The following is a 13573-nucleotide window of genomic DNA, read 5'->3' as shown; positions in this document are numbered from 1 at the left end:
TCAGCGCGGCCGAACTGCACGCCGGCGCAGCAGCGCCGCCGTGCCTAATGCCACAGCCATCACGAACAGCGAAACAACAGTGGTCACCGTCCCCAGCGCATAGATCGACGGCGTCGTGACGGTCGATGTCAGGCCCTGCAGCTCGAGCGGCAGCGTGTTGACATCGCCGATGGCCTGCGAGGTGCGGGCAATCTCGTCCCACGACAGCGTGAAGCCGAACATGCCGATGCCGACGATCGACGGGCCGATCAGCGGCAGCACCACGTACCGGAAGGTCTGCCACGGCGTGGCGCCGAGGTCGCGCGCGGCTTCCTCGAAGGCGGGGTTGAAGCGGTTGAACACCGCGAACATGATGAGCAGGCCGAAGGGCAGGGTCCACGTCAGGTGCGCGCCGAGGGCGGAGCTGAAGAGGCCGAGCGCGGTGCCGTAGCCTTCGAGCAGGGTGGTGGCGTCCATGGCCTCGAGCAGGCTCTTGACGCCGGTGTCGATGAGCCGGAACTGCAGGCCGATGCCGAGCGAAATGATGATCGACGGCATGATGAGGCTCGCCACCGTCACGAAGAACAGCGCGTTGCTGCCCGCCAGCTTCTTGCGGAACGCGAGTCCGGCCAGCACCGACAGCACCACGGTGAAGCCCATGACCACCGCGCCCAGCGCCAGCGAGCGCCTGAACGCCGCGCCGATGTCGACAGTGCCCAGGCCTTCGGCCAGTTTGTAGAACCAGTGCAGCGAGACGCCGCGCAGCGGAAAGGTGAGGCCGCCTTCGGGGCCCTGGAAGCTCAGGATGAAGATCGTGATCATCGGGCCGTAGAGGAACAGCACGAAAAGTCCGAACACGATCGCAAGGGGCCAGAAGCCGGGACGGCGTTCCATCTCAGAGTTCCTTACGAATATCGACAAGCCGCGTCAGCCCCCAGATGATCATCAGCACCACCGCCAGCAGAATCATCGCGTTGGCCGCAGCCAGCGGAAACTGCAGGTACGAGGTCTGCACCTGGATGATCTTGCCGATCGATGCGATCTGCTGGCCGCCCATCACGCCGATGGTCACGAAGTCGCCCATCACGATGGTGATGACGAAGATCGAGCCGATGAGGATGCCGGTGCGCGACAGCGGCACCACCACATTCCACAGCGTCTGCCAGCCCGAGGCGCCCGCGTCGCTGGCTGCTTCGAGCAGCGAGCGGTCGATGCGCATCATGCTGTTGAAGATCGGCACGATCATGAACATCGTGTAGAGGTGCACGAAGGCGAGCACCACTGAAAAATCGGAGAACAGCAGCCACTCGACCGGTTGCTCGACCAGGCCCATCCCCATCAGCATCTGGTTGACCAGGCCGTTGCGCCCCAGGAGCGGCACCCACGAGATCATGCGGATCACGTTTGATGTCCAGAACGGCATGGTGCACAGCACGAACAGCACCGTCTGCATCGTCGACGAGCGCACATGGAAAGCCAGGAAATATGCGACCGAAAAACCGATGAGCAGCGTGATGCTCCACACCAGCAGGCAGAACTTGAAAGTGCTCAGGTAGGTGTTGAGCGTGACGCACAGATCGCCGTTGTCCGTGAGCTGCGAGCAGCCTTCGAAGAGGCTTGCATAGTTGCGCAGCGTCACCGCCGGGATCAACTCGTACTCGTTGAAGTTCCACAGGCTGACCATCGCGATCAGCGCCAGCGGAATCAAGAAGAACAGCAAGAACACCAGCGCGAACGGCGCCGCCTGCCACCATGCCTTTACGGCATGGACGGACGGGCTGGGCGCGTGCGCGCTGGAATTGGGAGCGCTCACAGGATCAGGCGGCAACGAACTCGTTCCACTTTCTGACCATGTACTCGTTCTCGTCCATCACCGCGTTCCAGCACGCGATGCCGCCCATTCGCTGCTCGTAGCTGCCGCCGTCGCGCACCGCACCGGCCTTGGCCAGCAGGTCGCCGTTCGGGCCCTTGATGTCTTGCGAGGCGGCCTTGCCTTCCATCCAGTAGGCCCACTCGTAGGCTTCCATCTTGGCCTTGGCCGTGTCGAGCACGGCGCTGTAGTAGCCCTGGCGGTTGAGGTACGCGCCGGCCCAGCCGTCGAGGAACCAGTTGATGAATTCATAGGCGCCGTCGAGCTTCTTGCCCGAGAGCGTGGCGGGCAGGCCGAAGCCGGCGGCCCAGGCGCGGTAGCCTTCCTTCAGCGGCTGGAAGCTGCAGGCAATGCCCTTGGTGCGCACCGCAGTCACGGCCGGCGACCACATCGACTGGATCACCACCTCGCCCGAGGCCATCAGGTTGACCGATTCGTTGAAGTCCTTCCACAGCGCGCGGAACTGGCCGGCCTTCTTGGCTTCGATCAGGGTCTTGATCGTCAGGTCGATCTCGGCCTTGGTCATGTTGCCCTTGTCCTTGTACTTGTGGATGCCCTTGGCCTCCACCACCATCGCCGCGTCCATGATGCCGATCGATGGAATGTTCAGGATCGCGGCCTTGCCCTTGAACTCGGGGTTCAGCAGCTCGGCCCACGAACCAATGGGCCGCTTGATCAGGTCGGGGCGAATACCCAGCGTGTCGGCGTTGTAGACCGTGGGGATGAGCGACATGAACTGCGTGGGCGCGGCGGCGAACTTCTTCGACTTTTCGCCTTCGAGATAAATCACCTTCTTGGGCGCGGTGCCCTGGTCGCCCACGGCCTTGCCGGCGACTTCGCCCTTGGTGAAGAGCGTGGTGATCTTGTCGGCGTTCTTGATCTTCTTGGTGTCGATGCCCTTCAGGTTGCCGGTGGGCACGATCTTCTTGAGCGAGAAGAACTCGGTGTCGATCAGGTCGAAGCTGTTGGGTGCAGTCACTGCGCGCTTGGTCACGTCGTCGGTGGTCACGGCCACGTACTGGATCTCGATGCCCGTGTCGGCCTTGAACTTCTCGGCAATCGCCTTGTCCTGGTTCACCGCGGTGCCCAGGTAGCGCAGCACGATTTTTTCCTGTGCATGCACGAAGGGCGCAATGCCCGTCGCCAGGATGCCGGCGGTGCCTTGCAGCAGGGTGCGGCGCTGGAGTCCGGCGGAAGAGTCGATGGGGTCGGTCATGGAAGAGTCTCCGTGGAAAAAAGGTGGCGGATGAACGGAACGGAACGGAAAGGGAGGACTACGCTGCGACGGCGAGTGCGCGCGCATCGGCCTCGGCCCATGCAAGGCGCACCGCATCGCCCGGCGCATAGGGGCTTGCCAGAAAGGCGGCTTCGCCCAGCAGCACCGACACGTTCTGGCGCCCGGGCGCAGCAGCTTCGAGCGCGAGGCCGAGCAGCACGTAGGTGCCCTGGTACTCGACGTCGGTGATTGCCGCGGCAATGCCCCCATCGCCGGACGCCGGCGCGATCCGCATGTGGTCGTTGCGCACGGCAATCGGGCCGGCGGGCGTGTCGAACACGTTGTGGCCGCCCATGAATCGCGCGACGAATTCGTTCGCGGGATGGTTGTAGATCTGGTGCGGCGAGCCGACCTGTTCGATCACGCCGTGGTTCATCACCACCATGGTGTCCGCCAGCGCCATCGCTTCTTCCTGCGAGTGAGTCACGTGAACGAAAGTCAGCCCCAGCTCCTTCTGCCAGCGCCGCAGTTCGGCGCGCATCTGGATGCGCAAGAAGGGGTCGAGCGCCGACAGCGGCTCGTCGAGCAGCAGCACCCGCGGCTCGGTAATGAGTGCGCGCGCCAGCGCCACGCGCTGCTGCTGGCCGCCAGAGAGTTCGCCGGGCTTGCGGTCGGCCAGGTGGCCCATTGCCACCCGTTCCAGCAGGTCGCGAGCGCGCTTCTGGCGCTCGGCCTTGCCCGTGCCTTTCATCTTGAGGCTGAAGGCCACGTTGTCCACCGCCGAGAGGTGCGGGAACAGCGCAAAGCTCTGGAACATCATCGCCGTGCCGCGCGCCGCGGCGGGTAGGTTGGTGATGTTGCGGTTGTCCAGAAGTATGTCGCCGCTGGTGACCGACTCGTGCCCCGCAATCATCCGCAGCGTGGTGCTCTTGCCGCAGCCCGAGGGGCCGAGCAGGCAGCAGTAGCTGCCGCTCGCAATGCGCAGGTCGATCTGATCCACTGCGGGCGGCGTGCCCACGGCGTAGCGCTTGCTCAGCGCGACGATTTCAACGGCTGCGGGCGGAGGCGTGGCGACGGCGGTCATTGGCTGGCGCCGCGAACGAAAGACGGTCGAAAAACGAGCATGCTGGCGTTAAGCACGCTCCATGCCACATGGGTGCTAAAGCGCCCTGCGCGGGCGAGTGCAACGACCGGGGGCTCAGCAGGCCTTATAGAACAGCCCGAGTTAGCCGAGCCTTCTCTTTCCGTCGGCTCAGGTGCCGAACCGGCCGGCGTCCGATCCCATCGGCAGCGCCGCAGCGGCCAGGCCGCGCAGCACGTCGCCCACAATGATGATGGCCGGGCTCGCGAGCCCGGCTTCGGCAATGCAGGACTGCAGCCGTTCGAGCGTGGCCGTGACGTGACGCTGCTGCGGCAGGCTTGCGTGCTGGATGACCGCCACCGGCGTGTCGCCGGGCAGTCCCTGCAGCAGTTCGCGTTCGATGTGGCCCGCGCCTGCCACCCCCATGTAGATCACGAGCGTGAGCCGCGCGCTGTGCGCGGTGGCAGCCAGCGCACGCCAATCAGTGGCGTCTTCGTGCGCGCTGGCGCCGGTCTTGGCGTGGCCGGTGACGAACACCACGCCCTGCGCGTGGTCGCGGTGCGTGAGCGGCACGCCCAGCGAGGTCACGGCGGCCAAGCCGGCGGTGATCCCGTTGATCACCGTGCATTCGATGCCGGCTTCGCGCAGGTGCTCGACTTCTTCGCCGCCACGGCCAAAGATGAAGGGATCGCCACCCTTGAGGCGCACTACGGTTTCGCCTTCGCGCACCGCGGTGATCATGAGCCGTTCGATGAACGCCTGCGGCGTGCTCTTGCAGCCGCCGCGCTTGCCCACGTGCACGATGCGTGCGCCGGGCCGCGCATAAGAAGCCAGGATGCTCTCGCTCACGAGGTCGTCCACCAGCAGCACGGTCGCGGCCTGTATTGCCTTCACGGCCTTGATCGTCAGCAGTTCGGGGTCCCCTGGGCCGGCGCCCACCAGCGTGCAGCTTCCGGCGGTGAATGGGGATGCGGGTGCGTTCATGCGTGGGCTGCCAGTTGCGTGATGTGCCTGACCTGGGTGGCAATGGCCTCCGGCACGGGAAGCTCGCCATTCAGCACGCGCCGCGTGTAGTCGGCCGTGGTCGCGACGTCGATCTCTTTCGGCAGCCCCGGCACCTCGTTCGACGTGCCGGCGGCCTGCGCCTGCAGCTCGCTGCGCACGCCGCGCACAAAGCCGTCGATCTGCGCAGTGCGGCGCGGGTCGGACACCACTTCGCCCTCGAGGCCGCGCGAAAGCAGGGCGGTCATGCCCATGAGCTCGAAGGTCTCGCCCATCGTGCGCGCGTATTCCGGATGCGTATAGCTTGCCACGACCACGCAGGGGCCGGTGGTCGGCTGCATCAGCTTGACCACGCTGTGGCCAGGGTTGCGCAGGCCCACCACGCGGCGCACGTCGAGCAGCCGCTTGAGCGCGGGGTTGAGCAGCTCGGTCGGTGCAAAGCCGATTTCGCCGGGCGCAATCTTTCGGATGGCGGTGAGCATGGGAATGTCCAATGCCTCCAGCACGTTTGAAGCCAGCACGCGCGATGTTTCAGTGGCGCTGCCGTGCACCAGCACCGGCAGGCCTTCGCGGGCGAGCAGCAGCGCGAGCAACGGCGTGAGAACCGGCAGCTTGCGCGCGCCGTTGTAGCTCGGCAGCACGATGAGCGGACGGTCGGCGGCCGGAACGTGGTTGAGCCGAGCATGCGTCGCATCGAGAAAACCGGCCATCTCTTCAGGCGTTTCGCCCTTGATGCGCATGGCCAGGCAGAAGCCGCCGATTTCGAGGTCTGTCACGGTGCCGTCCAGCACCTGGCCGAACAGGTCCGAGGCCTGTTCGCGCGTGAGCGGCTTGGCGCCTCGCGCGCCGCGCCCGATTTCCTTGATGTATTGGCTGATTCCCATGGGTGCCCCGATTGTCCCGCAATGCTTATGCCGGAAAGCAAGGCGGCTTATGCCCCTCCATGCGCCCCTATGCACCCTCTGCAATGACCTCCGCCGGCGTTGCCCGCACCATTCGCTTGAGTTCGGGCAGGCAGGAGCCGCAGTTGGTGCCGCATTTGAGCGCGCCCTGCAGCGAGGCCAGCCGCTCCCCGGGCGTGCCGCTGCAGCGGCCCAGTTCACCCAGGATGGCCAGGTCGGTCACGTTGAAGCAGGTGCAGACCGTTTGTCCGCGGGACTGCACCGCCACCGGCGCGCGGGCGCCCGGCGACAGCAGCAGCCGGCCGTAGGTTTGGGCCGGAATTTCCTCGCGCAGCAAGGTGCCGATCCAGGCCTCGGCGCTGGTGTCGCCGCCCAGCAGGAAGGCTTCGAGCCCTGCATTACCGTCGGCGCGGCGCACCAGCCGGGCCACGCGGCGCTGGCCGCGTCGGCGGTCGGCGTAGCGCAGGGCATCGCTTGCACCCAGGCCAAGCACGCCTTCGATGCGGTCGATGAGGCTGTCGTCCGGCGTGTCGTGCGCAGCCGCGCGAAACAGGATGCCGCTGCGCTCTTCGCCCGGCGTGTTGCCCGAGAACGGCACGCAGGTGGCAAACGGAAACATCGCCATCAGCGGCTTGAGCGCCTGCTGCGCGGCAAAGGCGGCGTCGGGCGGCAGCCAGGCCATGGCGAGCAGCGACCACGGCAGCTCGGCCTTGAGGATCTTGACCGGCGTGTGCTTGAGCTCGGGCTGCTTCGAGGTGGGGCAGTAGGCCGGCGTGGTCAGCGCATTGATGCCGGCCAGCGGCGTGCCGGTCGAAGAGCAGCCGCTCAGGTATTCCTCGCCCCAATGCATCGCGACGAAAGCCTGGCTCAGGCCGATCTCGGCGCTGGCGCGCGCGGGCAGCAGGATGGAGCCGCGCTTGGAGGTGAGGTGCACCAGGTCGCCGTCTTTCAGCAGGCGGCGCGCCATGTCCTGCGCGTTCATCTGGACCACCGGCTCGGCCACATGGCCGAACAGTCGGCCGACCGTGCCGGTGCGGCTCATGCCGTGCCACTGGTCGCGCAGGCGGCCGGTGTTCAGCGAGAACGGATAGCGCGCCTCGCGCGCCTCAGCCACCGGCTTGTAGACGGTGTCGACGAAGCGCGCGCGGCCGTCCGGCGTAGGAAAAATGCCGTCTTCGTAGAGGCGGGCGCGGCCGGTGGTCTCGCCTTCCTTCAATGGCCATTGCTGCGGGCCGGCCGTGTCGAGCATTGCGTAGCTCAGGCCCGTAATGTCGAGGTCGCGCCCGCGGGTGGATTCGCGGTGCTCGTTCCACACGCGTTCGGCGTTTTCGTAGGGAAACAGCGTGGCCGTGCGGCCGAGCCGCTGTTCGAGCCGGCGCGCAAAGTCGACGGCAATCGACCAGTCGTGGCGTGCCTCGCCGGGCGCCGCCACCGCGGGGCGCACGCGCGAGATGCGGCGTTCGCTGTTGGTCACGGTGCCTTCCTTCTCGCCCCATGTGGTGGCGGGCAGCAGCAGGTCTGCGAAGGCGCAGGTCGATGTGGTCGAAAAAGCCTCTTGCACCACGACGAATTCGGCGCGCTCGAGGGCGCGGCGCACCGTGGCCTGGTTGGGCATCGACTGGGCGGGGTTGGTGCAGGCAATCCACAGCGCGCGGATCTCTCCGTCGGCCGCGGCCTGGAACATCTCGACCGCGGTCTTGCCGGGCTTCTCGGGCACGGAGGGCAGGTTCCACAGCGCTGCCACTTCCGCGCGGTGCGCAGGGTTGGCCAGGTCGCGGTGCGCGCTCAGCAGGTTGGCCAAGCCGCCCACTTCGCGCCCGCCCATGGCGTTGGGTTGGCCGGTGAGCGAGAACGGGCCCGCGCCGGGCTTGCCGATCTGCCCGGTCGCCAGGTGCAGGTTGATCAGCGCCGCGTTCTTGGCCGTGCCGCTCGACGACTGGTTGAGGCCTTGGCAATACAGGCTCAGCGTGGCGGGCGAGGTTGCGAACATGCGCGCCGCGGAAAGCAGGTCGTCCTTCGAGATGCCGCAGATCTGCGCCACCTTGTCGGGCGTGCATTCGCGCACCGTGGCCTTCAATGCATCGAAGCCCGTGGTGTGGGCCGCGATGTAGCGGTTGTCGGTCCAGCCTTCCCACAGCATGAGGTGCAGCATGCCGTTGAACAGCATGACATCAGTGCCCGGCTGGATGGGCAGGAACAGGTCGGCAATTTCCACCGTGTCGGTGCGGCGCGGATCGGCCACGACGATCTTCATGCCCGGGTTGGCGGCCTTCGCGTCCTCGATCCGCCGAAAGAGGATCGGATGCGCCCACGCGGCATTGCTGCCCACGATGAAAAGGCACTCGGCGTGCTTCAGGTCGTCGTAGCAGGCGGGCGGGGCATCGGCGCCCAGCGTCTGCTTGTAGCCGGCCACCGCGCTGCTCATGCACAGGCGCGAGTTGGTGTCGATGTTGTTGGTGCCGATCAAACCCTTGGCGAGCTTGTTGAAGACGTAGTAGTCCTCGGTAAGCAGCTGGCCCGACACATAGAAGCCCACGGCGTCGGGCCCGTGGTCGCGGATCACCTGCGCGAACTTGTCGACCGCGCCGTCGAGCGCGGTGTCCCACGAGATGGGTGTTGGTTCGGCGCGGCGCACGGCGCGCCGCATCGGCTGCAGCAGCCGCGTCTGGCGCGTGACCGTGGCCGTGGCCGTGAGGTGCAGCGTGGAGCCCTTGGTGCAAAGGCGCCCGAAGTTGGCCGGGTGGTCGGGGTCTCCGCGCACGCCGGTGATCTGCGCGCCTTCGGACTCGATGATCACACCGCAGCCCACGCCGCAGTAGGGGCAGGTGGAGCGAGTTTCTTCCATGGGTCGTGCCTTGGTTTGGCGTTCAGCTGCCGTGCGGCGCCTGCACGTCGAAGGTCTCGTCGCCCAGCTTGCCGGCCGTTGCGGCGCCGGGGCCGGCGCGGGGAGGCGCCAGGTCGATGGCATGTGTCTTGAGTTCTTCCGCATCCAGGTGCACCACGCCCTCGGCGAGCTTCACCGCGAACTTCGGCGTGCATCCTTCGTCAGGCGACTTGGCGCAGCCGTCGTCCAGCCCGATGGCCCAGTTGTGCAGCGGGCAGGCCACGCTGGTACCGAACACGATGCCCTGGCTCAATGGGCCGCCTTTGTGCGGGCAGCGGTCGAGCAGCGCAAACACCTGGTCTTCTGAATTGCGGAACACGGCGACGGCCACACCCACGGGGCGCGCCACGCGGCGGGCGCCCAGCACGGGGATGTCGTCGATGCGGCAGATGGCTTTCCATTCGCTCATGGTGGGGTCTCTAGGTTTTGAGGTCTGAATACAGGCCGGTCACGCGGTCCATGATGGCCAGCAGGTTCTCGCTGGCCACGAACACGTCGGACATCAGGGCGGGTGAGGTGGCGGCGCCTTCGAGGCGCTGGAGGCCGCGGTTGAAGAACATCCACTGCGCATCGGCCAGAACCAGTTCCTGGCGGATTTGCGCCGTAGCTTCCGGCGCGTTGCGCAGGGTTTCGAGCGCGGCAAGGAATTCGCCGCGCGCCTTTGTGATTTCGGCCGTGCTGCCAGCCGTGTCGATCTGCATTGCGCCGGCCAGGTAGAACTTGGCCATGCGCTGGGACAGCATGCGCTGCCGGCCGGCGATGTTCACCAGCCGGCCCACCGGCTTGCCCGAGGCGGTTTCGTACTGTGTGGTGCCCTGGTTCGCAAGCGTGAGCACGGCGGCATCGAGCTTGACGATCCTGGTGGCGCCGTCCTTGTCGAATGCAGGGGCGGTGAGTTCGCGCTTGAATTCGCCCCAGGCGCCGTCGAGTGCGTCGTAGGTGCCGCGGATGGCCGGGCTCGGTGCAAAGGCCTTGAGCTCGGTCAGTTGCCTTTCGAACAGTGCAATCGATTTGTCGAGCACTTGCTGCGCATTGCGCGTTTCTACCTTTTGCGCCAGCGCGAGATACGCCTTGCTCGCACGCTGCGAGAGCATGCGCTGGCGGCCCGCCTTGTTGATGGCGTCGTTGAGGTCGGCCACCTGCGCGCGGGCACCCACCGCGGCAAGCGCGGAAGAAGCGATGAAGAGTCGTCTTTTCAAGTAGCTTCCCCGCCTACACCGTGAGCGGCGTGAACTGCCGCACATCCACAGAAGCCTGGCTGGACTCGAACCAGGGATCGGGCTCCCCGTCCAGCGCGAACTGCAGCCGCTCCCACAGCGCCTTGCGGCCGGCCTCGTCTTCCAGGAGGCTCCCCGTCCAGCGCGAACTGCAGCCGCTCCCACAGCGCCTTGCGGCCGGCCTCGTCTTCCAGGATCTTCTTCTTCACATAGTCCAGCCCCACGCGACCGATGTAGTGCACCGTGCGCTCCAGGTACCAGCCTTCCTCGCGGTACAGCTGCAGGAAGGCGCCCGAGTACTCCATCACCTCGGCGGCCGTCTTCACCTTCACCAGGAACTGCGCCACCTCCGTCTTGATGCCGCCGTTGCCGCCCACATACAGCTCCCAGCCCGAATCCACCCCGATCACCCCCACGTCCTTGATCCCCGCCTCGGCGCAGTTGCGCGGGCAGCCCGAGACCGCCAGCTTGACCTTGTGCGGCGAATACATCGCCCACAGCGCCCGCTCCAGGTCCTTGCCCATCTGGGTCGAATCCTGCGTGCCGAAGCGGCACCACTCGCTGCCCACGCAGGTCTTCACCGTGCGCAGGCTCTTGGCATAGGCAAAGCCCGACGGCATGCCGATGTCCTTCCACACCCCCTCCAGGTCTTCCTTCTTCACCCCCAGGAGGTCGATGCGCTGGCCGCCCGTGACCTTGACCGTCGGAATCTTGTACTTGTCCGCCGCATCCGCGATGCGCCGCAGCTCGTCCGGGGTGGTGTGGCCGCCCCACATGCGCGGAATCACCGAATAGGTGCCGTCCTTCTGGATGTTGGCGTGGCTGCGCTCGTTGATGAAGCGGCTCTGCGGATCGTCCTTGGCTTCCTTGGGCCAGGTGGAGATCAGGTAGTAGTTGATGGCCGGGCGGCAGGTCGCGCAGCCGTTGGGCGTGCGCCAGCCCAGGTTGCGGTAGACCTCGTCGTGCGTGAGGTAGTGTTCCTTCTTGATCGCTTCGCGCACCTCCTGGTGGCTTGCGGTAGACCTCGTCGTGCGTGAGGTAGTGTTCCTTCTTGATCGCTTCGCGCACCTCCTGGTGGCTCGCGTCGGTGCAGCCGCACACCGCCTTCTTCTTGGGCGTGGCCGAATAGTCGCCGCCGGCGGTGAACAGGCCCCCGCCGATGACGACCGCGTGCTTGTGGGTGCGGGCGGTCTCGATCATGTAGTCGGTGTCGGCAATGTCGCGGTAGGCGATCACGCCCTTCAAGTCCTTGCCGGGCACGGGGAGCATGAAGGGATTGGAGCCGGTGCACATCAGGAGGCGGTCGTAGGCGGCCTCGGTGACGGCGCCTTGCGAGTCGACGGCGCGCACGATGCGCTTGACGCGGTCGACTTCGACCACCTTCTTGCCGGCATGCAGGGTGATGTGGTTGTCCGTGTACCACTCCCAGCTGTTGAGCACGATCTCGTCCACGGTCTGCTCGCCGGCCAGCACGGGCGACAGCAGGATGCGGTTGTAGTTGGGGTGCGGCTCGGCGCCGAAGACGGTGATGTCGTACATGTCCGGGGCGAGCTTCAGGAGCTCTTCCAGGGTGCGCACGCCGGCGCACGCCGGCCATGCCGTTGCCGACCATCACGAGCTTGAGTTTGTGCATGGGGTGGGGCCTTTCAACGAATCAAGCAAAGGAAGCACGCGGTGCGCGTGCGAAGTGCGTGGAAAGCACATGGAGAATGGCGCCATGAGCTTTGAAGTGGACATCGGCTACAGCAGCCAGCGCGGACCGCGCGAAGTGAACGAAGACTTTGCCGGTGCCGTCAACGCACCTCCGGGGGACGAGTCGCGCGGGCTCATTGCCGCCATTGCGGACGGCGTGTCCACCGGCGGACGCGGCCTGGAAGCGGCGCAGACCACCGTAATGGGCTTGCTGGCCGACTACTTCGCAACGCCCGCCACATGGGAGCCGACCGCCGCGCTCGACCGCCTGGTGGCGGCGCAGAACGCCTGGCTTGCCGATCACAACCGCCGGCGCCAGGGCAGCGCGACCGCGCTCACCACGCTCACGGCGCTGGTGCTGCACGGCCAGAGCTACACGCTCGCGCATGTGGGCGACACGCGCGCCTGGCGCGTGCGCGCCGACGGCGAGCCGGCCATGCCGCTGACGCAGGACCATGCCTTCGAGCATCCGGACATGCGCAGCCGCTTGACGCGCGCCATCGGCCTGGACGACCAGGTGCGCGTCGACTATGCGCAGGGCGATGTGCGCGTGGGCGACTGCTTCGTGCTCACGTCCGACGGCGTGCACGGCGTGCTCAAGCCGCAGCGCCTGGCCGCGCTGGCCTTGCAGGGGAGCGCCGAGCAGGCGAGCGAGGCGCTGGTGAACGCGGCGCTCGATGCCGCAACGCGCGACAACGCGACCGCCTTGGTCATTCGCGTCGTCGGCCTCGATTCGCGGCAGCTGGACGACGAGCTGGGAGACGGCCGCCGCTTGGCGCCGCCGCCCTTGCTGAAGGTGGGCGAGGTGCTCGACGGCTACGTGGTCACTGCCTTGGTGGCCGATACCGGCGTGCACCTGCTCTACCAGGCGCGCAGCGCTGCCACGCGTGAACTGGTGGCGCTCAAGACGCTGCATCCCTCGCGCGCCAGCGATCCGCAGGAGCGCGCGATGCTCGCGCACGAAGCCTGGCTGGGCCAGCGCGTGGGGAGCGGCGGGTTCGTGCGCGTGCACGAGCGTGCAGAAAACGCCAGCGCGCTCTACATCGTGTTCGATTGGCATGGGGGCCGAACGCTGGAGCAGATGCGCAAATCCGATAGCCGCGGTGCCGTCGCCGAAGTGGTTGCTGCGGCCATCCAGGTGACCAAGGCCCTGGGCCGGCTGCACCGCCACGGCGTGGTGCACCGAGACATCAAGCCGGGCAACCTGCACCTGGGCGACGACGGCCGATGGCGCATTCTCGACCTGGGCGTGGCGCTGTCGGGCCGCGAAGGCGCGGCCCAGCGCGAACTGCATGCGGGCACGCCGAGCTACATCAACCCCGAGCAATGGGAAGGCGCGCATGCCGACACCGGCAGCGACCTGTTCGCGCTCGGCGTTACGCTCTATCAGTGGCTCGGCGGGCACTTGCCTTATGGCGAAATCGAGCCCTACCAGGTGGCGCGCTATCGGCGCGACCCGGCCGCGCTCTCGCGCCTGCGGCCCGATGTACCCGTGTGGCTCGACCATCTCGTGCGCAAGGCTGTTGCGCGCGATCCGAAGGAGCGCTTCGAAACCGCCGAGGAAATGCTGCTCGCCCTGGAGCGGGGCGCGTCCCGCCCGGTGGGTGCGCCGCCCGCCACGCCGCTGATCCGCCGCGACCCGGCCGCGCTCTACAAGATCGCGCTCGCCGTGTCGCTGCTGTTCAACGCACTGCTCGTGGTGTGGCTGCTGTTCTTGCCACGTTGACGGC

General features: G+C 66.8%; 10 protein-coding genes and 2 pseudogenes. 1 reads left to right on the top strand and 11 read right to left on the bottom strand.

Going from position 1 to position 13573, the window contains the following annotated elements; translation table 11 throughout:
- From QHG62_RS17980 to QHG62_RS27805, 11 genes and pseudogenes are all read right to left on the bottom strand, one after another.
- The gene (locus QHG62_RS17980) at positions 1 to 873 is read right to left on the bottom strand and encodes an ABC transporter permease (protein ID WP_281146895.1); all 873 of its coding nucleotides are present in this window, start codon (positions 871 to 873) and stop codon (positions 1 to 3) included.
- Between the two features lies 1 nt (position 874).
- Positions 875 to 1792, bottom strand: a complete 918-nt coding sequence (locus QHG62_RS17975; protein ID WP_281146893.1) for an ABC transporter permease — start codon at positions 1790 to 1792, stop codon at positions 875 to 877.
- Positions 1793 to 1796: 4 nt separating this feature from the next.
- Entirely contained in the window at positions 1797 to 3065 is a 1269-nt protein-coding gene (locus QHG62_RS17970) for an ABC transporter substrate-binding protein (RefSeq protein WP_281146892.1), read from the bottom strand.
- A gap of 58 nt (positions 3066 to 3123) precedes the next feature.
- Positions 3124 to 4149: an ABC transporter ATP-binding protein gene (locus QHG62_RS17965; RefSeq protein WP_281146891.1), complete on the bottom strand. Its 1026-nt coding sequence runs from the start codon at positions 4147 to 4149 to the stop codon at positions 3124 to 3126.
- Between the two features lie 168 nt (positions 4150 to 4317).
- Positions 4318 to 5130: a uroporphyrinogen-III C-methyltransferase gene (cobA, locus tag QHG62_RS17960; protein ID WP_281146890.1), complete on the bottom strand. Its 813-nt coding sequence runs from the start codon at positions 5128 to 5130 to the stop codon at positions 4318 to 4320.
- Positions 5127 to 6032, bottom strand: a complete 906-nt coding sequence (gene ybiB, locus QHG62_RS17955; protein WP_281146889.1) for a DNA-binding protein YbiB — start codon at positions 6030 to 6032, stop codon at positions 5127 to 5129. Before ybiB ends, cobA begins: the two co-directional genes overlap by 4 nt.
- A 67-nt stretch (positions 6033 to 6099) precedes the next feature.
- Positions 6100 to 8895: a nitrate reductase gene (locus QHG62_RS17950; protein WP_281146888.1), complete on the bottom strand. Its 2796-nt coding sequence runs from the start codon at positions 8893 to 8895 to the stop codon at positions 6100 to 6102.
- 22 nt (positions 8896 to 8917) lie between these two features.
- On the bottom strand, positions 8918 to 9343 hold the full coding sequence (gene nirD, locus QHG62_RS17945; RefSeq protein ID WP_281146887.1) for a nitrite reductase small subunit NirD: 426 nt from the start codon (positions 9341 to 9343) through the stop codon (positions 8918 to 8920).
- A 10-nt stretch (positions 9344 to 9353) separates the two neighbouring features.
- Positions 9354 to 10133 (bottom strand): type IV pili methyl-accepting chemotaxis transducer N-terminal domain-containing protein, encoded by a 780-nt coding sequence (locus QHG62_RS17940; RefSeq protein ID WP_281146886.1) that lies wholly within the window; start codon positions 10131 to 10133, stop codon positions 9354 to 9356.
- A 146-nt stretch (positions 10134 to 10279) separates the two neighbouring features.
- Positions 10280 to 11294 (bottom strand): annotated as a pseudogene (locus tag QHG62_RS27810) ((2Fe-2S)-binding protein); the annotation flags it as partial.
- A 63-nt stretch (positions 11295 to 11357) separates the two neighbouring features.
- Positions 11358 to 11690, bottom strand: a pseudogene (locus QHG62_RS27805) (FAD-dependent oxidoreductase); the annotation flags it as partial.
- A gap of 178 nt (positions 11691 to 11868) precedes the next feature.
- Here QHG62_RS27805 and QHG62_RS17930 point away from each other — a divergent pair.
- Complete coding sequence (locus tag QHG62_RS17930; protein ID WP_281146885.1) at positions 11869 to 13569, top strand: bifunctional protein-serine/threonine kinase/phosphatase; 1701 nt, start codon at positions 11869 to 11871, stop codon at positions 13567 to 13569.
- The last annotated feature ends 4 nt before the right edge of the window (positions 13570 to 13573 follow it).

This window comes from Variovorax paradoxus (genome assembly GCF_029919115.1).
GTDB classification, from domain to species: domain Bacteria; phylum Pseudomonadota; class Gammaproteobacteria; order Burkholderiales; family Burkholderiaceae_C; genus Variovorax; species Variovorax paradoxus_O.
The sequence above is the reverse complement of the archived record's forward strand: the minus strand, read 5'-3'. Positions and strand labels throughout refer to the sequence as shown.